Below are 22,727 nucleotides of genomic sequence, written 5' to 3' on the forward strand. Positions count from 1 at the left end.
ATTAGAGGTATTTACGAACTTTTTTGCAAAAGTGCGTAAGGTCAGTTAAACAAGTAGGAGCAAGAAGATGGATTTAAAAAAGATTGCAGAGATTTTAAAGTGTGATTTTAGCGGCGAGAGTTTTGAGATAACAAAGATGAATACCCTTAAGGATGCGACAAAAAGCGAGCTCTCTTTTGTCTCAAATTTAAAATATATAAAAGAGATACAGGGCTCAAATGCGGGCGCAATAATAGTAGACAAATCTACAGAAGAGCTTGTCCCTGAAGGTTGTGTTGCTTTGGTTGTTGAGCATCCATACTGGGAGATGGCAGCGCTTTCAAAATATTTCGCACCTCCTATTGAAGATGCAACTCTACAGAAGCCAAAAATAGGCAAAGGCACCACTGTTTCGCCAAAAGCAGAGATTGCAGAGGGTGCGGTTATCGGCGAAAACTGTACAATTATGGCGCATGTTTATATAGGTGCGAATGTACAAATAGGTGATAACACTGTTATTTATCCAGGCGTGGTAATATACAGAGACTGCAGAGTCGGAAGTGAGTGTATTATTCATGCAAACTCTACCATAGGAAGCGACGGCTTTGGCTTTGCAACGAACAAGATGGGTGAGCACAAAAAGATATACCAAAACGGCAATGTCGTTATAGAAGATGATGTGGAGATTGGAAGTTCAACTACAATTGATAGAGCGGTTTTTGGAACAACTCTTATAAAGCGCGGTGTAAGAATAGACAATCTTGTCCAGGTAGGGCACAACTGCGTTATAGGCGAATACTCTGTTATAGTTGCCCAATCAGGCATTGCAGGCTCAACTACCTTGGGAAGAAATGTTGTCTTGGGAGGGCAGAGTGCTACTGCAGGACATCTGAGCATTGCTCCTTTTACGACCATGGCAGCAAGAAGTGGTGTAACAAAAAGCATTACCCAAAGCGGCTTAACATTTGCCGGGTTTCCATTGATGGAACATAGATCATGGTTGAAACTTCAGGGTAAAATTGCTAGACTTATAAAAAGCTAACAAAGGATTATTTATGTCAAAAACGATTAAATTAAACGGAACAAAAAAAGGTGTTATTAGCGTAACCAAGATAGACGAGCCTTATGGCGCAGGAAGTTCAAGTGTAGCAAGTATCGGTATATCCTTAGTTGGAAACGAAAATGAGCCTGAGTGGAAGGTGCATATCCCGCTTGCAAATTTAGATGAAGTCATAGAGGCTCTTAAAGAGTTAAAATAGTTATAAATAATGGAGTGTAGTTGAAAAAGAAAATTTTAATCTTTCTGCTTTTTTCTACACTTCTATTTGCTAATACTCCTCTGCTTTTTTTTAGCCAAAATAAAGAGATTTCATCAAGAGAACTTTATGATGCGCTAGAGCTACATAAACCCTACTTTTTCGAATTTTATGCCGACGAGCCGACCTTAGATGTAAAAGATATAGAACTAACCACGCAGGCACTAAAAGATTACTACAAATCGAGAGGCTTTTATCATGCGGATATATCTTACGTAAGTGATGAGAACTCCATAACCTTTCTTATACAAGAGAATGAACCCATAATTGTCAGAAGTGTTACATATTATGCGGGACTAGACATAGGCAAGCAGATACCTTTTAAGGATGGAGATATTTTTGATGCCGACAAATTTACACAAAGCAAAAAAAATATTAAGATTCTCTATGCTAACAGCAGTTTTTGCCGTGCGGAGTTAAATGCAAAAGCGTGGATAGATATCGAGAAAAACAGTGCATATTTGAATTATGAAGTTTTGCAAAATGAGAGGTGCTATTTTGGGAAGATAGAGATTATGCCCTCTAAAAATATCGATGCGAAGATACTTGAGTCTCTTTTATACATGGATGAGGGTGAACTTTTCTCTTCAGATAAAATTGCTATGAGCTATGAGAGCCTGTACGGATATGAGGGTATATCAAAAGCTATAATAGACACAAATATCAATAAAAACAACAGTGTCGATATAGCTTTGAGTGTAGTGGAGAATAAAAAGCCTATTCGTTTTAAAGCAGGTGTGGGGGCAAGCAGTGATGAGGGTGCTATATTTATGGTTGGTCTCAAACATAGAAATATTTTTGGCAACCTAAAGACCGCAGGCATTGAGGCAAGAGTAACTCAAATAAAGCAGTCCATAAAAGCAAATTTTGACATGCCTCTTTTAAATAGAAATGCAACAGGTTTGGAAGCAGGTTATGAAAATGAGGATTTTTTTGCTTTCAAAGAGAGCAGAGTCTTCGCAGAGCCTTACTTTTTGCAAAAGAGAACTCCTCATCTCTTTAAAGAGAGCCTTCTTTTTGAGAGATCAAAAACATACGATAGTGAAGATTTGGTTCTTACCCCGGAGTATACGATTTTTTTAATCTCCCCTAAGCTGGAGTGGAGCTATGACACCAGAGATAAGATACTAGACCCAACAAGCGGATACTTTATAAGCTCCCAAATCATGGGTTCATTAAAGAGCGATATATCGGATGCTACATACTACAAGTTTAAGGCCAAGGGAGGCTATATTCTACCGATATATGACTATATTGCGGGTTTTAGAGCTACCTTTGGAACGTTAGACGTAAAAGAGGGCGATGTTCCTCCCTCGTATCGTTTTTTTGCAGGCGGTATGCACAGTAATCGCGCATACGCCTATAGAAAGCTAGGTCCGACAGACGGTAGAAATAACCCGATAGGATCAAATTCTATTTTGGAGGCAACAGCTGAGATACGCTTTGATATCTACGGCGATTTAAGAGGGGTTCTATTTAGCGACAACACATTCTTGGGCAATGAGAGTATGCCGAGTTATGACAACGGATACTACAGCGCCGGTTTTGGTCTTCGCTATAAAACGCCAATCGGTCCCATAGCTATCGATGTTGGTTTTGATATAGAAAATCCTACAAAACAGTATGCAATCCATTTCCACATAGGAGAGCTGTTTTGATAAAAAAAATCTATACTTTTTTCTATTTTATAGCTCTGTTTGTGTTATTCGCAGCGGCTCTTTTGTCTACGGCTCTGTTTCAAAAAGATGTGGTGCCATATCTGGCGCAAAAGTATCTAATAGAGTATGGCATAGAGTATAAAGATGTAGAAGGAACGCTATTTAGCGGAGTTGTTTTAAGAGGAGTGAAGTATCAACAAAGCGTAGAGATTGATGAGCTAAAGATCAAGTACAATCCTCTTATGCTTCTAAATCCTACTCCAAGAGTAAGCTACATAAGCGCCAAGGGAGTTTTTGTTGATGCAGACAAGATTCTAGAGATGCAGAGCCAAGACGAATCATCAGTCTTTGCTCTTAATATCTCAAAAGTAGATTTGCAAAGAGTAAAAGTAGCCTATAAAGAGGAGATGTACACATTAAATCTCACTGCTTTAGATGTAAGCCTCAGAGATAAAATAGATATACAAAAGATTACTTTAGAGGCACAAACTCCTTATGCAAGAGTTGCTCTTGAGGGAAGCGTTAAAGCCAACAGAGCCAAAGGTAAATCTACGCTTTTGTTGAGTGAAAAGACGCATAATGAGTATCTTGATTTCTTAATATATACGCCAAGTGAACTGGAGCTCTTTTTTGATGTATCAAGCAAAGAAGCAGATCTAAAAACATCAATAAAAAGCGTTGCATTTAAAGATGTAGAAGATCTTGTTTTAGAGAGTGTTGAGCTTCATGCAACTTATAATTTTGATGATGATTTTTTTATGCTCTTCTCCAACTACAGTGCCCTTTATGAAAATAATGAGATTGCAGTTGAGCAAAAAAGCAGAGTAACGTTTGATGCAGAGGTTATATCAAACATAGAAGCAAAAATAGTTCAAGATGAGTTCAATCTTCCATTTGAGAGCTTTAGCGTTGATATAAAAAGAGATAAAAATCTTACAAGGTTTGATTTTGCGGCAAAAGATCTGGCTATAAATGCGCAGACAAAAGATTTTCAAGATTTTTCACTCAAAGTAAAGAGCATCTATGCAGACTTGGATGCAAAGGTTGAGTTAAAGAGCAATGCCGTAACGCTTGTCGGCGAACTCTACCCAAAAAGCGATGCACCATATCTAAAAGAGTACGATATGCAGAGGTTTTCTAAACTCAATCTCTTTGTGTTAAAAAACCAAGAGAGCATTAGAGCAAGCATTGGCACCGACAAACTCTCTTTAACGCTGTTTGAGGATAAAGAAGGTCTTGTGGGCGTCTTAAAAGCGGGCTCGAGCAAGTTTGATATAAAAGGAAGCATCCAAAAGAGAGAGTTTACGGTGGAGGCAAATATAGAGTCTATTAGGACTCTCTTGTCCGAGCTTGAATTAAACCTTATAGATGAGAGTCTGCTTTTTGATGCTTCTGCAATTATAAGCGCAAAAATAGGCTTTAAAGACAGGGTTGAAGTAGAGGCACGAGTTGATATTCCATGGTATAGGTTAGAGGTTGATACCCAAAATATCTATACGGAGAGAGATGCCTATTTTGAATTTTTTTATGCAGATGAGGAGGTCACACTTAAAAAGTACAATTTTGGAGTGATGCAGAAGAGAATTTTCTCCAAAAAAGCTTCCAAAATTGCTCTTGGCGAAGACGGCGTAGTAGAGTTAAAAGAGTTTTGGATATATGATAACCTGCTTTTAAGCGGAGAGCTAAACTACTCCGATATGAGTGCGGATGTTACTCTAAAAAGTGATAAATTTCGCTATGAATCAGCTGATGCAAACATGACTCTCAAGGTAGACATTCAAGCGGTCGTAGATAGTAACGGTACGCAGAGTATTGGCGGTGATATCGACATCTTAGAGGGAGTCGTGACCTATGTTCCCAAAAAAGAGTATGCAATCAAAGATGAAGATATTATAATCATCCAAGATATAAAACCGCCGAAAAAAGAGCATGAGAAACGAGAGCTAAATATTCGAGTACACTCATCAAAACCCATAGAGTACAAGATAAAAGATGTGGAGCTTTTAGTTACTCCAAATTTAGTCATATACCAAGAGTTTGGCGAATTGATGCAGATTTTGGGCACGCTTCAAATCCATAGCGGAGCTGTAACCATAAGCGACAGAGAGTTTGAGTTTGAGGAGAGTGAGATATATTTTTATGATGAAGAGTACACAAACCCATATCTTAATCTAAATCTTCACTACTATACGCTCGATAATATCGACATAGAGATATATATAACAAACAGAGTGGAGTCGCCGGTCTTTATACTCTCATCCAACCCGCAGATGAGCCAGGATAATATAATCTCTTATATTCTTTTTGGCAGCAGCGCGACATCGGCTTTTGACACCTCGGAGGAGGCGTCAAGAAGCTCTCTTAGCACACTGGCATTGGGTGCAGGATTAAAGGGGCTTTTAGACAAGTCGGCAAACCTGAAAATAGATACGCTAAATATTTTAACAAACGAAGATGGAACACTTGGGTATGAGATAGGAAAACGTTTTGGCAAAAAAGTACGTCTTGTATATAAAAACGATGACATCTCAAGTTTGACGCTGCAGTACAGCCTCAGTAGATCGGTAAGAATAGACGTGGATGTAAAAGAGACGGGGCAGGGTGTGGGCATCTTTTATATAAAAGATTTTAAATTAGGGGAGTGACGAAAAAATAGGTCACTCCAGAGAGATTATTTTAAAATAACAAGAGGAATCTTTACGTTTTGAATAAGCTTTGTCGTAAAACTTCCAAAAAGAGCGCTCTTTAGTTTCCCATGGCTGTATGAGCCTATTGCCAACATATCAATATCGTTATTACCGATGCACTCCAAGATGCTCTCAAGCGCTTCACCGGTTTTTTGGATAAATTCACAATTAAGAGTCTCATCTTTGATAATCTCTCTTGCATGATCTATCAGCTCATCGGATCTGCTTTGATTGCTGTTTACATTTACAATGTATCTTTTTATCTCACGCCCAAGCATAGGCGAAGAGGAGAGCTCTTCTAGCGCTTTTGTAGAGCCGCTCTCACCGTTAAAAGCTATCATTACGTTTTTTATCGGGGTGTACTCTTTGTTTACCAAGATTATAGGAGCATCGACATCTCTTATAATGTTTTCGACGCAAGAGCCTATTTCATCCTCTTTTTGCATATGTCCCATGCCTGAGAATCCAAATACTACCACCCTTAGTTTATCTTCCAACTCTTTGAGGTTTTCATAAAGAGTACCGTGTCTTTGGGAGATGATAACGTCTGTATAACCTTTAGAAGTAACTCTCTCTCTTAGCTCTTTTAAGAGATCTTTTCCGTTGTTTATCGTATCTCTGTTCTTGTGCGCATCCTCGTCTGAGAGTTCATCAAGCAGTGCATCTCTCTCTCCAAGAGTTAAATTTCCAGACAAGTTAGTCACTGATGAGGCATTCGGATGTTCAATAGTATTTAGTAAAACTAGAGTAAGACTCAGCTCTTTTGCTATATGAAGAGCGTAATCGCATACCGCCTCTGAGTATTTTGAACCGTCAACACAGGCAAAAACCGCCTGTTCTATATTTTTTATATCTTGCATCTTAGTGTCCTCCCATAACTTTTTCTATCTCTTCCGGTTTATCATGTATACCAAATCTGTCTATAATGGTGCTGCTTGCCTGATTTTGACCTATTAGCGTCACGTTGGCACCTTCACGGCGTAGTTTAATAACCACTTTGTCGAGTGCATAAACTGCAGATATATCCCAAAAGTGAGCTCTGGATAAGTTTATCGTTATATTCTCTACAACTTCCTTAAAATCAAAAAATTCTACAAATTTATCGGCACTGTTGAAAAATACCTGCCCGATTATCTTATACTCTCTAGTATCCGTTGCTTCGTCATAAGATGTCTCATGGTACATAAAGTGGCTGATTTTGTTCGCAAAGAAGAGCGATGCCAAAAGAACGCCTACAAATACCCCAAGAGCCAAGTTGTGTGTCCAGACAACGACAACTACTGTTGCCACCATAACAACATTTGTAGAGATAGGAAGAGTTTTTAGTTTTTTGATGCTTCCCCAGTCAAACGTACCGATGGCAACCATTATCATAACTGCGACAAGTGCCGCCATTGGTATTATAGAGAGCAGATTGCTTAAAAAGACGACCATAATAAGCAGATACACACCTGCTAGAAGAGTCGAGAGTCTTGTTCGTCCGCCCGATTTTACGTTTATAACAGACTGACCGATCATGGCACAACCTGCCATTCCGCCCATAAATCCGGATGCTATGTTTGCCATGCCCTGACCGCTGCACTCTCTGTTTTTATCACTCTTTGTATCCGTTAGATCATCTACGATTGTAGCCGTCATCAGAGACTCCAAAAGACCAACCATAGCCAAAGAGATTGAGTATGGCAAAATTATCATCAGAGTTTCAAGATTAAATGGAATCTGAGGGATTAGAAAAATCGGAAGCGTATCAGGAAGAGCGCCCATGTCACCGACATTTCTTACGTCAATATCAAACAGTATGACCACCAGCGTGATAGCGACGATGGTTATAAGAGGAGACGGGAGGAGGGTTCCGATTTTTGGGACATATGGAAAGAGATATATAATGACAAGACCTGCGGCTGTGAGCGCATATACATGCCAAGTGACGTTTGTGAGTTCCGGAAGCTGAGCCATAAAAATAAGTATGGCAAGTGCGTTTACAAAACCTACAACGACTGCGCGGGGGACGAAGCTCATTAGCTGCCCGAGTTTAAAGTGCCCTGCAATCATCTGCAGTATTCCCGTTAAAACGGTAGCCGCAAGAAGATACTCCAAACCGTTCTCTTTTACAAGAGTTACCATTAAAAGTGCCATCGCACCGGTTGCCCCACTTATCATCCCTGCACGACCGCCCACAAATGCTATGACTACTGCAATACAAAAAGATGCGTAAAGTCCTACTTTGGGATCGACTCCTGCAATAATCGAGAATGCTATAGCTTCCGGTATAAGTGCGAGCGCAACTACGATTCCTGCAAGTGAGTCTCCTTTTATATTTGAGAACCACTCCTCTTTTTTAAAATATTTTTGTAACAAAACTTATCCTTTTTATATTTTTATATTTTTATCCAGTGTAAGATTATGTTTTCACATTCTCTATCCTTAGTTTTTAGTTTTTTTAAAAAGCGATTTAAAACAAATGTGGATTTATCTCTGCATCGTAATGGCAGAGATAAAATAGAAAAAAGCTTAAAATTGATCTTTAAGCCTTCAGTTCTTGTGCGAACTCTTCTATGCGTTTGATGCCTTTGCGGATGCTCTCTATATCGGTTGCAAAGCTAAATCTAAAGTATCCATCGCTTCCAAAACCGATGCCCGGAACTACCGCTACGCCTTTTTTCTCTAAAAGCTGCTTGCAAAACTCCATAGAGTCGTTACTCAGCTCTTTTATGTTTACAAAAAGATAAAAAGCACCGTCAGGTTTATAGACACTTAGTCCATCAATTGCGTTAATGAGCTTTACAGCCTCATCGCGGCGCTCTTTAAATGCGACTCTCATCATCTCGATGTCGGCATCTGCTGAACCGTCCAAGCCTGCAATTGCCGCTTTTTGCGTGATTGAGTTGATGTTTGATGTGCTTTGGCTTTGAAGTTTTTTTGTTGCTTGGATAAGCTCCGTATTGTGCGCTGCCATGTAGCCGAATCTCCAGCCCGTCATGGCAACAGATTTGCTTAAGCCGTTGATTGTAACCGTACGTTTGTACATGTCTTCGCTTACAGCTGCCGAGGATGTAAATTCGCCCTCATAGATAAGTTTTTCATACATCTCATCGCTTGCAACAATAATGTCAGTTCCCTCTAGGACTTTACCGATGGCTTCAAGCTCTGCTCTTGAGTAAACAGCACCCGTCGGGTTTGAAGGGCTTGTTAAAACTATCATCTTTGTTTTTGGTGTAAGAGCATCTTTGAGCTGCTTTGGAGTTATCTTAAACGCATTGTCATCATGTGTCTCGATTTCAACAACTGTTCCGCCGTAGTAGAGAACCAGTTCAGGGTAGGTTACCCAGTACGGTGAGGGGATGATTACCTCGTCGCCTTTTTGGATAACTGCCGCAAAGAGATTAAACAAAGAGTGCTTCGCGCCGTTGTTGGTAATTATCTGGTTTGGAGCGTACATGAGGTTGTTGTCTCTTTTGAGCTTATTTGCAATTGCCACTTTAAGAGCAGGGATGCCGTCAACCGCGGTGTACTTCGTAAAACCCTCATTGATAGCTGCAATGGCAGCATCTTTGATAACGCGAGGCGTATCGAAATCAGGCTCACCTGCTGAGAAGCTGATGATATCTTTACCTTGAGCTTTAAGCTCGCCTGCAAGTGTCGAGATTGCAATTGTGATCGATTCGGATAGCGTGTTAATACGGTCTGTTAGCATATTAAACCCTTTTTGAGAATATTGCGGAATTATACTAAAATATTTTTAGTTTTTCATAGCGCGGATAAAAGATTCGTAAATGTTTTCAAGTTGAAGGTCTTGTTCAAGAAGCTCTTTATTATCTTTGACCAAGATATGCTCAAGGACGGCAACACGCTTAAGAAGATACTCAAACATCTCTTTGTTAATGTCGGGGAGAAGGTTGTGCATTAGCGGATCTCTACATCTCCCTTTCTCTATAACATGAGCAGGTATACCAATTGCAGTAGCATTGTCAGGAACCGCTTTTACAACAACAGAGTTTGCGCCTATCTTTGCATACTCTCCGATTGTAATATTCCCTAAAATTTTTGCTCCGGCGCCTATTACAGCACCTTTTTTGATAGTAGGATGTCTTTTACCGTGCGTAAGCGAAACTCCGCCCAGAGTAACGCCCTGATAAATAAGCACATCGTCTTCTACAACGGTAGTTTGCCCTATAACAACACCAAATCCATGATCTATAAAAACCCTTCTGCCGATTACCGCACCGGGGTGAATATCTATGTTTGTTAAAAATTGGTTTAAGCCCATGATGATTCTTGCAAGACTTTTGAAGTTGGCTTTATAGAGTCTATTTGCTATTCTGTACCAAGCTACAGCCCAAACGCCGGGGTAGTTAAACAAAAAGTCAAGTTTAGAGTTTAGTGCCGGATCATTTTTGTAAGCATTTGAAAAATCTTCTTTGATGTCAGCATAAATTCCCACGTTTAACTCCTAGTTTGTAGTTCTTAAATAACCATTTTGATGTAAAAAAAGTTCTAATTTTGCAAGTGTATCATTTTTTTCTTGTCCTGTAATAAAATCAGAGCCAGAGAGATCACTTTTAAGTTTGTTTGAGAGCTCTTTTGCATCATAACCTATGGAATCCAAAATATCTAGTATGCTTTTGGATTCAACCGCATTTTTAATCTCGTAAGAGTACTCATCAATAGTGACGGTGTATTCACTTGGATGGGTAAAGAGATTGTGGTTCATTCCCAAAGTCTCCTGATATGCTCCGACATTGAAAAATCCTAAAAAGTACTCCTCTTCATCAAGATTTACGTCATGGAGATAGAGAGGTTTATCAGGGTTGAAGCCTATCTCTCCGTCGCTGTCACAAGTGATGTCCCACAAAGAAGCAGCTCTTAGCGGGGTTGTATTGAGATGATGCAGAGGCATAACGGGAAAGTGCTGTCCCAATCCCCAGTAATCAGGCAGACTTTGAAATATGGATGCATTTATAAGATATCTCTCCTGCAACTTTACCTGAAGCTGTGCAAGCTCGTCTGTCGGATTTGAAGATTTTAGATAGAGCGCCTTTTTTATAATATTGTGCACCAAAATCTCTGCGTTTGAGCGGTCTTGCAGGTCTATATAACCTAGATCAAAAAGTGTAAGCAGCGACTCCATGTGGTCAAGTGCATCATGCAGATACTCGATACAGTTCGTGTTGTTTAAGAGGTCGTTTAGCTCTATAAGCTCAACAAGAAGAGGCGGATTTACCTCTTTAAAGTTTATGAGTTTCTCTTGATAATCCTGCGTGAAAAGCTCCAAAACAGGCGTGATTAAAACAGCATGAGAAGCTACTATGAAGCGTCCTGATTCTGTAAAAATATTTGGATGGTCAACATTTTTAGCATTCATAATCTCGCCGAGCAAAAAGACAACACTGCTTGAAAACTCATCGATTGAGTAGTTTCTTGCACTCGACATAACATGCTGGTCGTACTCTACCGCCAAGCCTCCGCCGATGTTGATGCTCTTTAGTGAATCGGCTCCCATCTTTTTGAGTTCTGCGTAGATATTTCCCGCCTCTCTAAGAGCTTTTTTAAGCGGTGCGATGTCTGACATCTGCGAGCCTATATGGAAGTGAACCATGTTGAGTTTGTTAAGCAGTTTCGCATCTTTTAGAAGTGAGATTGCCTCAATAATCTCCGTAGAGGTAAGACCAAACTTTGCATCCATCCCCCCGCTCTTAGCCCAGATACCACTTCCTGTGCTGTGAAGCCTTACTCTTATGCCAATGTTTGGAACTTTTAGATTGCACTCTTGCGCCACCTCTATGATGGTTTCAAGCTCGCCCAAACCCTCAATAGTGATAGTGATATTGTGACCGCTTTGCGCAGCGATAAAACCGAGAGTAATCATCTCTTTGTCTTTGAAACCGTTGACGGTAATATTTGCACCGCTTGGAGTTTTGCTCATAGCTAAAATAAGCTCCGCTTTTGAACCCGCTTCAAGACCATAGTTATACTGCGCTCCCTGAGATGTTACGGCATCGACTGCATGCGGAAACTGATTTACTTTTAGAGGAAAGACGGCATTGAAGCTTCCTCTATAGTTGTTTTGCTGTATGGCTTTGTCGAAGTAACTATAAAGGGTCCTGATTTGGCTCTTGATGAGATGCGGAAATCTAAGCAAAATAGGACCTCTTACATCATCCGCACGAATGTCTTCAACGATTTGAAGAAGCGAAGGCATACACTTGTAGTTGAGTTTTATCTGACCGTCTTCAATAATAAAATTGTTGTTAGACCAGATATTAAGACCGAAATTTTTCAAATTTATCCACCTATATATGTAATTTATGATGAAAATATTTATCTATATCAAAATATATTTCACCGCTTCTGTTTTTAAAAGTAAGATGCTTTTTATCGAGCTGGGATATATGTTTAATACCCATAACCGATAAAAGAACCTTTATATTTTTAACAAGATTTTTATGATAGTGTCCTATCTCCAAACCTTTTTTGACAACGAGGTAAGAGGCTCTGCGTTTTGGGTCTTGTGTTGCCATTCCCACTGGACAGACATGTGAGCCAAAGCCTGAACACATGCGAGCACGGATACAGCCGCCGCTCATCATAAACCCTCTGCCTATTCCTACGGCATCCGCACCCATAGCCATAGTGATAATAATATCATCTGGAGTTAGAATCTTTCCGCTTGCTATTATCTTTATATCTTCGCGAACGCCATATTTTGAGAGAATTGTATCTAAAACATAAAGAGCGTTGTTTGTAGTTAAACCAACGGACTCCATAAGTTCAAGAGGAGCCGTGGCACTTCCTCCTTCGCCGCTGTCTACTGTTATGAAATCGGGTATAGATTTTCCCTCATTTTTTCGTTTTGCAATCTCTTTTGCTATCTCTTCAACAGAAGCTGCATCCGAGATAACTATCTTAAAGCCGACGGGTTTTTTAGAGATATTTTGAAGTTTTTGCACAAAATCCAAAAGATGCGCAGTCGAATCTGCATAAGGAAAACGGTTTGGAGAGAAGAGATCTTTTCCCTCTTCTACGCCTCTGTAGTATGCTATATCTGCCGATACTTTTGAACCTGCAAGCTTTCCGCCGGTCTGTTTTGCGCCTTGGGCTATCTTAATCTCCGTCATGCGGCAAAACTTCATAACTTTTTGATATCTCAGTTCATCAAATTTTCCATCTTTGTCGCGAACTCCGTAGAGACCGGAGCTCATCTGAAAGGTCATATTTGGTATGTCTGATGGAACCTCTTTTGGGAATGTCTCTATAGGTGCATCCCAGTTTACGCGAAAGAGCACATGAGAAGCTTTGTCATAGATGTAGGTATTTTGAGTCTTTTCATGAAGTAAAATCGTTCTGTATGCTTTTAGGGCAAGAGCACGGTTAAAGAGTTTCTCGACTACTTTAAAAGCTATCTCTGAGAGCGTAGTGCTTTTTACAATCTCCAGATATCCGCAGTTTTTTAAATCCGGTTTATGAGTAAATAGGTGGTTGGAGGTAAGAGAGCCTTCTCCTGTGTTAATAGTAAGTCCTGTTGCGGCTCCTGCAATTGAAAACGCACGGGTAGCTTCAGGGCTAAGTGCTCCATCGCTCATAGCAGAACGGATAATGGGGGAGTGGGATATAAACGGATTTTCCCTATCTTTTCCGAAAATCACGCTTACGTCATCGCTGACTTCATCCTCATTTAAAACGCTTGAAGAGTGTTTTATGATAAATCTTGAGCCTTCAAACGGCTGAGATACGGAAAATGATTTATAGTTTGGAACATCCTTTGCGGCCTTGTATACCCACTCTATTTTGTCGCGCGAAGCATAGAACGACTCATCTGCAAAGTATTGGCGCAGCGGTTCTCTGAGCGCTTCAAAAAGGTAACGCATTCTCCCGATGATAGGGTAGTTTATGAGGAGTGCGTGGTTTCTTTGTACATATTTGTCATAGATAAAGAGATGTACTAAAAAGAGAAGGAGAATGAGCATAAAAAACTCAAAAAAATCTATGAAAAAACTCCAAAAAGAGTGAATAAATTCCATTAAAATTCCGCTATCGGCATGGTATCTTCGGTTTTATCTTCTAGATTTTTCACCCAGATAGTTTTGTTTTTCATCTCGTCTGAGCCTATAACGGCACAATATTTTGCGTTAAGTTTATCTGCCGCTTTTAGATGGTTTTTAAGGTTTTTAGATTTGTAGTCCACGAGAATAGTGTGGTTTTTTCTCTTTTTGTGGGCAATCTTGACTACGCTCTGCAACGCTTCATCATCCATCGCACCCATATAGTAGCCATCTTTCTTAGGCTCAGGCATCTTTATAAGTTCCATAAGTCTCTCAATTCCCATGGCAAAACCCACAGCAGGAGTAGGGCGACCATCCAAAAACTCTACAAGTTTGTCATATCTTCCGCCTCCGGCAATCGCGCTTTGGCTTCCTATCTCATCGCTTATAAACTCAAATGCGGTCTTTGAGTAGTAGTCAAGTCCTCTTACGAGGTTCGAATCTACCTCATACGCAATCGAGTTATCGTCCAAGATGCTCTGTAGCGCAGAAAAATCGCTGCTGCATGACGCACAGAGATTTTGGGTAATTTTTGGAGCTTCAACGTAAAGCTCCTGACATGAGCCGTTTTTGCAGTCAAGCACTCTTATGGGATTTGTCTCCACTCTTCTTTGGCAGTCGATACAGATACCGTCTTGACATTTTCTGACATAATCAACGAGAGACTCTTTGTAGCTAGGCATACACTCGCTGCAACCAAGAGAGTTGAGCTGTAGTCTGTAGCTGATTCCAAGCTTGCTTAAAATATCGCTGACCATCATAATCATAGCGGCATCTTCATAAACGCTATCGACGCCGAAACTCTCCACTCCGAACTGATGGAACTGTCTCAGTCTTCCTTTTTGCGGTCTCTCATAGCGAAACATTGCCCCATGGTAGAAAAAACGGTGAATCCCGCCTGCGCGGTCAAGTTTTTTTTGTATAAATGCCCGAACGACTCCTGCAGTTCCCTCAGGGCGAAGGCAGACATCATTCTCGCCTTTGTCGATAAACTGGTACATCTCTTTGCCGACAATATCGCTTGATTCGCCGACAGAGCGTTTAAAAAGAGCAGTCTCTTCCAGAAGCGGAGTTTCAATGAAATGAAAGCCATAGTTTTTTGCAATTTCTGAGGCTGTCTCTATAAAGTATGTAAATCTCTCATAATCTTCGCTTAAAATATCGTTCATTCCCCTGAGTGAAGCAATCATCTATGTCCTTCTTATTTGTCATAAAGTGTAGTTATTTTTTTAAATGAAAGGATACCATTTTTATCTTATATTTAGTTATAATCCATCTTATTAACTGACATTACGCACTTTTATGAAAAGTGCGTTAAACACCTTGTAATTCTCGAAAAACCAAGTTTTTCGTAGCTTTTAGGTATGCTAACCAATGGCATACTCCATGACAAGGGGGTTGTAGGGACCTTTGTCCCTGCCACTAAAACGGACGCGTTCGTTTTAGTGCGTAACATCATAAAAGGGCAAAATATGCAGCAGCATCAGAGCTTAAAAGAGCACTATAAGTTTACAAAAGAGGAGGCTCTAATCTTAAAAGAGCTTCAACCTAGAATGGAGGAGCTTTCAAACAGATTTATAGAGGAGTTTTATGACTATATTTGGGGGTTTGGATCAACTGCAAAGTTTTTGAAAAATCAAAAGATTATTGATTATCATAGAACAAAGATAAAAGCATGGTTTGTAAATCTTTTTTGCGGAAAATATGATCTTGAATATTTTACATATCTCTACAAAATAGGAGAGATACATGTACGCATCGGGCTTCCTACACACTACGTCAACTCTGCATTTACTTTTGTTAGAACCTTTGTCATTAAAAACCTTCATGAGAATTCTCAAGATGATAGACGAAGCATGATGGAGATAGACGCAGTAGAAAAGATCATAGATATAAATCTAGACACACTTACCAGTTCATACAGAGAGGAGGAGCTTGGAAAGTTTCTCTCTATGTCCAAATTTGAAAAAACAGTTCTCTCCGGTCTTAAAAGATTTAACTCTTACGTAAACTTTTTTCTAGCCGGTTCATTGGCACTGGTAGCATTTTTTGCCATAGGACTTTTCGGATACGATATATATCTTCTCTTTTTTTCAGATATAGGGATAGAGAAGGGTATTTTAACGGTTCTAGGAAGTCTGCTTGTTCTTTGGGCGGCAATAGAGCTCATTCATGAAGAGATAGAGCATCTTCAAGGCAAAGGCTTTGCCATCGGGGCATTTATTATGCTTGCTATGGCGGCTCTCATACGTAAAGTGCTTATCTACTCTCTCTCATCGGAGAGCGGCAAAGAGCTTTTGGTAATAGGCGCTGTTATAGTGGCACTTGCAGTCTCTTACTGGCTGGTAGGCGTAAAAAAAATAGTTGGAGTTAGTACCAATAAAGTGGATAGTGCCTCTTAGAGTTGCTCGAGAGATTGTTTATAATAAGCGCTACAAGGAGCATTATAAGCGCTCCTGCAGCAATAGGTGTTATTGGGTAGAACCACCCAATAGATCTTATCTCTTCGCTTCCTATAATGTAAATAAGAGCCGTTGCACCGCCCGGAGGGTGCATGGTTAGAGTGAAGTGCATTATTAAAACGGAGAGAGAGACGCTCAGAGCACAAAGGAGCTCAATTTCTAGTGAATCCCCGAAAAATTTTACTAAAAAAACAGATATTAGCGCAGAGAGTACGTGACCGCCAAGCAGGTTTCTAGGCTGCGAAAAAGCGGCATCAGGCGCACCGTAAATGAGTACTGCCGAAGCCCCGAAAGAACCAAGCAGAAAGAAACCGTCCTGAGGCGAAAAATATTGACTAAACAAAGAGAGCAGATAGATGCTTACAAAAGCGCCAAGAGTCGACCAAAGTATCTTACTCATCGTTTTTCTTGCCGGACGTCTCTCTTTTGATCGCATTCTTGCAAAGTATTTTTTCAAACGCCACTCACTTATAAATTAAATTTGACGTATGATAAGCATTTTCTAAGTAAGTTTTGTTGATATATATCAACTTTGTATTTTATTCTTGAGGCTCGTTATGGTAGCGAAACGGTTCGTTTTTTGGCTCTCTCAGTTTTGCTCTTCCTTCAAGTGAAGCTTTAAACTGTTCCCCCAAAACTGGGCACTTCATGGCTTGAAGCGTCACTTCTTTGTCACTAAGAGGATCTACGATAACTCTGTTTAGCGCCTTTATAGTAAGTTCCGGGTAGGCTCTTTTTACAAGAATAACATCGTCGCCCTTTTTGACCTCTCCCTCTTGGACTACCCTTGCATACCATCCGGTTAAACCGTTATTGTAGATAATGCCGGTCATGGGCTTAGTAGAAGTGTTTGCAGAGAGTTTCCAGCATGGCTGTCTTGGCTGAGATACTTCAAAAGTAGCCTCTCCGACTTTAAGAATATCGCCGACACAGATATCCGCTTCATCAATCTCATCGACTAAAAGGTTTTCTCCATAGTGTGCCATGTCGTCATGCTCAAAGCTATTGCCGCTTAGTTTGTTTAGTTTTTCGTATGTCTTGCTAGAGAAAAAAAGAACCGCTTTTGTCTCTCCGCCGTGATGTATAAGGTCTGCAACTTCATCTCCGCGAAAGCCTGTTTTTGTTATAAACGCTTTATCTAGAGGGTACTTTTTTATGCCAGATTCAAACTCTTTTTTGCTGTCGAGTTTCTTGTTTTTTGTGACTTTTGCAACTTTTAGTTGTAAGACATTTGCTAGTTTTTGACTCATCTAATTAGCACTCCCTATTTCATATTGTTTAATATCTCTTGAGTTATTTCATCTATGTTTTTTGTCGCATCAACCGTGACAAGTTCTATATTTAGGAGTTTTGCGGAGGTAATTAGTGCTTCTTGAATTTTTAAAAGGTACTCTTCGCCTCTTAGCTCAATGCCGTCTAGTTTTTTTTGAGAGAGTCTGAACTTTAGCTCCTCTTTTGTAAGATAAAGCAAAAAAACTTTTTGCGGATAGATGCCGCCTGTTGCAAATCTGTTTAAGTGCACGATTGCTGTTTCACTGATTTCGCCCTGTACAAGCGCATAGGCAACGCCGCTTACCACACTTCTGTCGGAGATTATCATCTTGTCCAGATTTGGTTCAATCACCTCTTTCATATGTTCTGCGCGGTCTGCTAAAAAGAGCAAAAATTCAGCCTTTTTACTCTTTGTTTTTGCGCTTAAAACTATCTCTCTTATCTCTTTTCCGGCTTCAGTTCCACCGGGCTCTTTTGTAATGATTGCATCTGTAAAATGTGAACGCAAACACTCTATTTGCGTGCTTTTGCCGGCGGTGTCGATTCCCTCTATCGCAATGTACATGATTTCATATTTCCTATGATGTTTTGAACCTCTTTTGGCAGGAGATGTTCTGTTTTTGCATTAAATTTCAGAAGATTTCTCACAATTGAAGAACTAATAAATGCATGCTGTAGTTTTGGCATAAGGTAGACGGTCTCTATGGTATCATCAAGCGAGTTGTTCAGGTACCCAAGCTGGAGTTCATACTCAAAGTCACTTACCGCACGCAAACCGCGTATTAGAACGGTTGCATCGTAGGTGCGTGCAAGCTCGACGGTTAGGTTGTCGAACCCAACGACGATGACATTATCTATGCCTTTTACAGACTCTTTAACCATGTCAATTCTTTGCTCAAGCGTAAACATCGGTCTTTTATCCTCTGAGAGAGCCACTGCGATTATGAGCTTGTCAAAAAGAAGAAGTGTTCTCTCAATGATGTCGAAATGTCCATTTGTTATCGGGTCGAAAGTTCCCGGATAGATTGCTATTTTTTTCACTACTCCCACCTTTTATAAAGACTATTTTCTATATCCAGAAGATCAAACCACTTTCCTATGAGAAAGTTTTCCATCTCATCAAGCGTCTGCTGCTCTGAGTAGTACGCCATAACAGGAGGTGCTATAATGACGCCAAGAGTTGCTAGTTTGTGCATATTTTCAAGTGCTATTGCAGAAAAGGGCATCTCGCGAGGGGCTAAAATGAGCTTTTTATGCTCTTTTATCATAACGCTCGCACATCTAGTTACCAAGTTGTCGGCAATACCGCATGCTATCTTTGCGAGCGTGTTCATACTGCAGGGCGCTATTATCATAGCATCAACCCCAAAAGAGCCAGATGATATGCTAGCCGATATATCTGCGTTGTCATGAATGGTCGCACCCATCTCTTTGTCTAAAACCACTTCGGAGTTTTTTGTCATGATGAAATGCTTCTCTATCTCTTTTGGGAGCAGGTCTACTATCTTTAAGCCGAGATTTACTCCGCTTGCCCCGCTGGTTGCCACTACTATTTTACGTTTTTTCACTCTAGCTCCGCTCTGTTATTGCCTGTAACTCTTACTTTTAAAATTTTTCCGTTGCTGTTTTGGACTTTTATTATATCATTTACTTTAGCGTCTTGAAGTGCTTTTGCACTAAATGTTATGACCATGCCATCTTTAAACATACTCACGTTTATCATAGCATCTCTTCTAACCACATCAAACAACTCAACGTCACTGTGTGTGATGACTCTACCCTTTGGTATGTGGCGCTTTGCCTGCAACTGGGTGTTGTCAATGTTTTGAAGCGGCTTTGCTCTAAACCTATCTAGGAGAACCTTTTTTTGCATGTAGTGCAGAGGCGAGATTTTGGTATCTTTTTTTATGATCTCTCTGCTCTCATATACACTAAGATAAGCTTTTATGTAGTAGTTGAAAAAGTACTTCATATTTTGGGGAGTTTTAATGCTAATGGTGCCGTCTTTGAAGAGATAATCCCGCTCTCTAATCTCCACGACATACTCATCGGGAAGATTCTGCATGTAGGCTCTTGGCTCTATGACAACATCTTCTATCTCTATGGCATCATACTTTTTTTCGTAGTACTCACGAACCCTATTTTTTATCAAAGATGTATCGATTGGGCTCTTTAAAACAAAGTTGACGTAGCTGCTTTTGTGTTTGTAGTTTTTATAGCCGTTTTTATGAAGTAACTCTACTAAATCTTTGCTTTTTATCTTTGCCAAGTAGTCACTCTCAGTAATGGTCAAGATGTGAAAACTCCCTTTTTCATCCTGCGTAACAACCGAGGAGTTTACCTCTCTACTCTCAACATAGTAAACACCCTCAAGTTCGATGTTTGCGTGGAGGTTGAAGCTGATGAGAAAAAAGATAAAAAGTTTAAATAGCATAAGCAGACCGACCAGAATTTTTTTGGTATTCTAACATAAATAGAGCTCTATCCGTTTCCTAATCGCCTCCCCCGTCATCCTGAGTGCCTCCCCCGTCATCCTGAGCGCCTTCCCCGTCATCCTGAGCGCCTTCCCCGTCATCCTGAGCGAAGCGAAGGATCTCCCTGAACTTCAGCAGAGACTCTTCACTCGCTACACTCACTCAGAGTGACGAGCGTTTGCCATCTGATTATTCAGAATCTAGTTTTACAATATAATACAAAAATAGACGAGTTTAAGTCATCCTTTAGTATAATCCTTTTCATAAAACAATAAACAAGGTTTTGGTATAAAATGGGTTATAAAATAGCAATAGCGGGAACAGGATATGTAGGTCTTTCAAATGGACTACTTTTAGCGCAACATAACGAAGTGGTTGCACTTGACATAATTCCTGAGAAAGTAGAGATGTTAAACAAAGGTATGTCGCCTATAGAAGACAAAGAGATAGAAGAGTACCTTACAAAACTAACCACTAACAACTATCCACCATCGACTGAAGCTGGAAGCTTCACTGCAACGCTGGACAAAGAGCTGGCATACAGAGATGCCGACTATGTCATCATTGCTACCCCGACTGACTATGACGCACAGACAAACTATTTCAATACAAAGAGTATTGAGTACGTAATCGCCGATGTTTTAAGCATAAATCCAAATACGACAATGGTCATAAAATCAACGATTCCAGTAGGCTACGTAAAGAGCCTAAAGGAGAAGTTTAAAACGGACAACATCATCTTCTCGCCTGAGTTTTTAAGAGAGGGTTTGGCTCTTCATGACAACCTCTACCCAAGCCGCATTATTGTCGGAGAGAAGAGCAAAAGAGCTGAGATATTTGCAAATCTTTTAGCCGAGGGTGCCATCAAAAAAGATATTCCCATCCTTTTTACCGACAGCACCGAAGCCGAAGCGATAAAGCTTTTTGCAAACACCTACCTTGCCATGAGAGTTGCATATTTTAACGAGCTTGACTCTTACGCGCAGACGCATGGACTTGACACAAAGCAGATCATAGAGGGAGTAGGGCTTGACCCGCGCATCGGCACACACTACAACAACCCAAGTTTCGGATACGGCGGATACTGCCTGCCAAAAGATACAAAACAGCTCCTTGCAAATTATGCTCAAGTGCCATCAAATTTGATAGAGGCGATTGTAAAATCAAACAGCACGAGAAAAGATTTTATAGCAGATTCAATCATAAAGAAACTATCAACTATCAACCATCAACAATCAACTCCAACTGGTACAGTTGGAATATACAGACTTGTTATGAAAACAGGCTCGGATAACTTCAGAAGCTCTGCAATTCAGGGCATTATGAAGCGTATAAAAGCAAAAGGGATAGAGGTCGTCATCTATGAACCTGCATGTCAAGAAGATGACTTTTTTAACTCAAGAGTCATAAAAGATTTGGACGAGTTTAAAAAGATAAGCGACGTCATAGTTGCAAACAGATTGAGTGAGAGCATTATGGATGTAAAAGATAAAGTTTATACCAGAGATATATTTAATAGCGATAGTTGAGAGGATTTTGATTTGAAGATACTAGTAACAGGAACGGCAGGATTTATTGGTTTTCACCTTGCAAAAAAACTGCTTGAACGTGGCGATGAAGTTGTTGGTCTTGACAACATAAATGACTATTATGATGTGAACCTAAAATATGCAAGACTGGCTGAACTTGGGATATATGGTCATTGCGAGCATAGCGTGGCAATCTTATCCTCAAAGTATTCAAAGCATAAATTTATCAAAGCTAGTCTTGAAGACACGCAATCCATAAATAACCTTTTTGAAACCGAAAAATTCGACGCAGTTTGTAACCTTGCCGCTCAGGCGGGTGTGCGATACTCCATAGAAAATCCGCACGCTTACATCCAAAGTAATGTAGTTGGATTTTTAAATATTTTGGAGGCTTGCAGAAACTTTGGCGTAAAAAACTTAGCATATGCAAGCAGTTCATCAGTATATGGACTTAACAAATCACAGCCTTTTAAGACAAGTGACCATACGGACCACCCGATAAGCCTCTACGCGGCCACTAAAAAATCAAATGAGATGATGGCGCACTCTTACTCTCATCTTTACGGCATTCAAGCAACAGGACTGAGATTTTTTACAGTTTATGGCGAGTGGGGAAGACCCGACATGGCACCTATGCTCTTTGCAGATGCGATTTTAAACGACAGAGCCATAAAGGTATTTAACCACGGCAACATGAGCAGGGATTTTACCTACATAGACGATATAGTGGATGGCATAATTAAAGTTATAGACAACCCGGCAACTGCTGTCATTGCGAGCGAAGCGTGGCAATCTAAAAACCTCACAGCCGACCGCTCAACTGCACCTTACAGAATCTACAACATAGGAAACAACGAACCCGTCCAGCTTCTAGACTTCATAAAAACACTCGAAATTTCACTCGGCAAAGAGGCTAAGAAAAACTTTATGGATATGCAAGACGGTGACGTGGTCTCTACCTATGCAGACGTAAGCGGTCTAATGAATGACTTTGGGTATAAGCCAGAAACATCTTTGGATGTCGGAGTAGAGAAGTTTGTGAAGTGGTATAAAGGGTTTTATAAATCTGAAGAATAGGACTCTTCACTCGCTACGCTCACTCAGAGTGACGAGCGTTTGTCATCCTGCACGCCCCATTTCCGTCATCCTGAGCGAAGCGAAGGATCTCCCTTATAAACTCAAGCCAAAATTTTGTTATAATTTACAAAACTCAAAAAGGCAAACACTTGCAAAAACAACCTGCTATCTATATACTTGCGACTTAATGAAAAATTTGGGTGCGTAAATAATCACTTTTTCTTATAACACACA

General features: G+C 40.2%; 20 protein-coding genes. 7 read left to right on the forward strand and 13 right to left on the reverse strand.

All coding sequences use genetic code 11. The annotated features are described in order from the left end of the window. Positions 1-67: 67 nt before the first annotated feature. The 4 genes from lpxD to IBX42_RS07100 are packed head-to-tail and all read left to right on the forward strand — an operon-like array spanning position 68 to position 5,598. Positions 68-1,021, forward strand: coding sequence for a UDP-3-O-(3-hydroxymyristoyl)glucosamine N-acyltransferase (gene lpxD / locus IBX42_RS07085; RefSeq protein ID WP_294930872.1), 954 nt, complete (start codon positions 68-70; stop codon positions 1,019-1,021). Between the two features lie 13 nt (positions 1,022-1,034). Continuing rightward, positions 1,035-1,238, forward strand: coding sequence for a hypothetical protein (locus IBX42_RS07090; protein WP_294930875.1), 204 nt, complete (start codon positions 1,035-1,037; stop codon positions 1,236-1,238). 20 nt (positions 1,239-1,258) lie between these two features. After that, a complete protein-coding gene (locus IBX42_RS07095) occupies positions 1,259-2,953 on the forward strand; it encodes a BamA/TamA family outer membrane protein (RefSeq protein WP_294930878.1) in 1,695 nt (564 codons plus the stop codon). Further along, positions 2,950-5,598, forward strand: a complete 2,649-nt coding sequence (locus tag IBX42_RS07100) for a translocation/assembly module TamB domain-containing protein (RefSeq protein WP_294930882.1) — start codon at positions 2,950-2,952, stop codon at positions 5,596-5,598. Before IBX42_RS07095 ends, IBX42_RS07100 begins: the two co-directional genes overlap by 4 nt. A gap of 26 nt (positions 5,599-5,624) precedes the next feature. Here the strand turns inward: IBX42_RS07100 and IBX42_RS07105 are convergent, their stop codons facing one another. The 7 genes from IBX42_RS07105 to hisS all read right to left on the reverse strand — a co-directional run bounded on the left by IBX42_RS07105 (position 5,625) and on the right by hisS (position 14,869). Next, positions 5,625-6,500, reverse strand: coding sequence for a universal stress protein (locus tag IBX42_RS07105; protein ID WP_294930885.1), 876 nt, complete (start codon positions 6,498-6,500; stop codon positions 5,625-5,627). 1 nt (position 6,501) lies between these two features. Next, positions 6,502-7,998, reverse strand: coding sequence for a SulP family inorganic anion transporter (locus tag IBX42_RS07110; protein WP_294930888.1), 1,497 nt, complete (start codon positions 7,996-7,998; stop codon positions 6,502-6,504). Between the two features lie 166 nt (positions 7,999-8,164). After that, complete coding sequence (locus IBX42_RS07115; protein WP_294930891.1) at positions 8,165-9,334, reverse strand: pyridoxal phosphate-dependent aminotransferase; 1,170 nt, start codon at positions 9,332-9,334, stop codon at positions 8,165-8,167. A 45-nt stretch (positions 9,335-9,379) separates the two neighbouring features. Continuing rightward, the gene (cysE, locus tag IBX42_RS07120) at positions 9,380-10,081 is read right to left on the reverse strand and encodes a serine O-acetyltransferase (RefSeq protein WP_294930894.1); all 702 of its coding nucleotides are present in this window, start codon (positions 10,079-10,081) and stop codon (positions 9,380-9,382) included. 9 nt (positions 10,082-10,090) lie between these two features. Further along, positions 10,091-11,920, reverse strand: a complete 1,830-nt coding sequence (gene speA, locus IBX42_RS07125; RefSeq protein WP_294930897.1) for a biosynthetic arginine decarboxylase — start codon at positions 11,918-11,920, stop codon at positions 10,091-10,093. Between the two features lie 10 nt (positions 11,921-11,930). Beyond that, the gene (locus IBX42_RS07130) at positions 11,931-13,658 is read right to left on the reverse strand and encodes an FMN-binding glutamate synthase family protein (RefSeq protein ID WP_294930900.1); all 1,728 of its coding nucleotides are present in this window, start codon (positions 13,656-13,658) and stop codon (positions 11,931-11,933) included. Further along, positions 13,658-14,869, reverse strand: coding sequence for a histidine--tRNA ligase (gene hisS, locus IBX42_RS07135; RefSeq protein WP_294930903.1), 1,212 nt, complete (start codon positions 14,867-14,869; stop codon positions 13,658-13,660). The genes IBX42_RS07130 and hisS overlap by 1 nt, the downstream gene beginning before the upstream one ends. A gap of 174 nt (positions 14,870-15,043) precedes the next feature. Here hisS and IBX42_RS07140 point away from each other — a divergent pair, with 174 nt between their 5' ends. After that, positions 15,044-16,081 (forward strand): protoglobin domain-containing protein, encoded by a 1,038-nt coding sequence (locus IBX42_RS07140; protein WP_294930906.1) that lies wholly within the window; start codon positions 15,044-15,046, stop codon positions 16,079-16,081. On the opposite strand, the gene IBX42_RS07145 is transcribed toward IBX42_RS07140, so the two are convergent. The 6 genes from IBX42_RS07145 to flgA all read right to left on the reverse strand — a co-directional run bounded on the left by IBX42_RS07145 (position 16,050) and on the right by flgA (position 19,847). After that, entirely contained in the window at positions 16,050-16,598 is a 549-nt protein-coding gene (locus IBX42_RS07145; protein ID WP_294930909.1) for an HPP family protein, read from the reverse strand. The genes IBX42_RS07140 and IBX42_RS07145 overlap by 32 nt on opposite strands. Positions 16,599-16,680: 82 nt before the next feature. Continuing rightward, complete coding sequence (locus IBX42_RS07150; protein WP_294930912.1) at positions 16,681-17,391, reverse strand: MOSC domain-containing protein; 711 nt, start codon at positions 17,389-17,391, stop codon at positions 16,681-16,683. 14 nt (positions 17,392-17,405) lie between these two features. Next, positions 17,406-17,978 (reverse strand): dTMP kinase, encoded by a 573-nt coding sequence (gene tmk, locus IBX42_RS07155; protein WP_294930915.1) that lies wholly within the window; start codon positions 17,976-17,978, stop codon positions 17,406-17,408. Further along, positions 17,963-18,454, reverse strand: a complete 492-nt coding sequence (coaD, locus tag IBX42_RS07160; RefSeq protein WP_294930917.1) for a pantetheine-phosphate adenylyltransferase — start codon at positions 18,452-18,454, stop codon at positions 17,963-17,965. The genes tmk and coaD overlap by 16 nt, the downstream gene beginning before the upstream one ends. Beyond that, entirely contained in the window at positions 18,454-18,981 is a 528-nt protein-coding gene (locus tag IBX42_RS07165; RefSeq protein WP_294930920.1) for a UbiX family flavin prenyltransferase, read from the reverse strand. The genes coaD and IBX42_RS07165 overlap by 1 nt, the downstream gene beginning before the upstream one ends. Further along, the gene (gene flgA, locus IBX42_RS07170; RefSeq protein ID WP_294930923.1) at positions 18,978-19,847 is read right to left on the reverse strand and encodes a flagellar basal body P-ring formation chaperone FlgA; all 870 of its coding nucleotides are present in this window, start codon (positions 19,845-19,847) and stop codon (positions 18,978-18,980) included. Before flgA ends, IBX42_RS07165 begins: the two co-directional genes overlap by 4 nt. A gap of 333 nt (positions 19,848-20,180) precedes the next feature. Between flgA and IBX42_RS07175 the strand changes: the two genes are divergently transcribed. Then, entirely contained in the window at positions 20,181-21,416 is a 1,236-nt protein-coding gene (locus IBX42_RS07175) for a nucleotide sugar dehydrogenase (protein WP_294930926.1), read from the forward strand. 12 nt (positions 21,417-21,428) lie between these two features. Then, the gene (locus tag IBX42_RS07180) at positions 21,429-22,493 is read left to right on the forward strand and encodes an NAD-dependent epimerase (RefSeq protein ID WP_294930929.1); all 1,065 of its coding nucleotides are present in this window, start codon (positions 21,429-21,431) and stop codon (positions 22,491-22,493) included. Positions 22,494-22,727: the final 234 nt, after the last annotated feature.

It is taken from the genome of Sulfurimonas sp. (assembly GCF_014859695.1).
Lineage (GTDB): Bacteria > Campylobacterota > Campylobacteria > Campylobacterales > Sulfurimonadaceae > Sulfurimonas.

Excerpts from the sequence above, each read along its gene's own strand:
- lpxD (WP_294930872.1), top strand. The coding sequence starts at position 68 with ATGGATTTAAAAAAGATTGCAGAGATTTTAAAGTGTGATTTTAGCGGC.
- IBX42_RS07090 (WP_294930875.1), top strand. The coding sequence starts at position 1,035 with ATGTCAAAAACGATTAAATTAAACGGAACAAAAAAAGGTGTTATTAGC.
- IBX42_RS07105 (WP_294930885.1), bottom strand. The coding sequence starts at position 6,500 with ATGCAAGATATAAAAAATATAGAACAGGCGGTTTTTGCCTGTGTTGAC.
- IBX42_RS07115 (WP_294930891.1), bottom strand. The coding sequence starts at position 9,334 with ATGCTAACAGACCGTATTAACACGCTATCCGAATCGATCACAATTGCA.
- IBX42_RS07130 (WP_294930900.1), bottom strand. The coding sequence starts at position 13,658 with ATGGAATTTATTCACTCTTTTTGGAGTTTTTTCATAGATTTTTTTGAG.
- hisS (WP_294930903.1), bottom strand. The coding sequence starts at position 14,869 with ATGATTGCTTCACTCAGGGGAATGAACGATATTTTAAGCGAAGATTAT.
- IBX42_RS07140 (WP_294930906.1), top strand. The coding sequence starts at position 15,044 with ATGCTAACCAATGGCATACTCCATGACAAGGGGGTTGTAGGGACCTTT.
- IBX42_RS07150 (WP_294930912.1), bottom strand. The coding sequence starts at position 17,391 with ATGAGTCAAAAACTAGCAAATGTCTTACAACTAAAAGTTGCAAAAGTC.
- tmk (WP_294930915.1), bottom strand. The coding sequence starts at position 17,978 with ATGTACATTGCGATAGAGGGAATCGACACCGCCGGCAAAAGCACGCAA.
- flgA (WP_294930923.1), bottom strand. The coding sequence starts at position 19,847 with ATGCTATTTAAACTTTTTATCTTTTTTCTCATCAGCTTCAACCTCCAC.
- IBX42_RS07175 (WP_294930926.1), top strand. The coding sequence starts at position 20,181 with ATGGGTTATAAAATAGCAATAGCGGGAACAGGATATGTAGGTCTTTCA.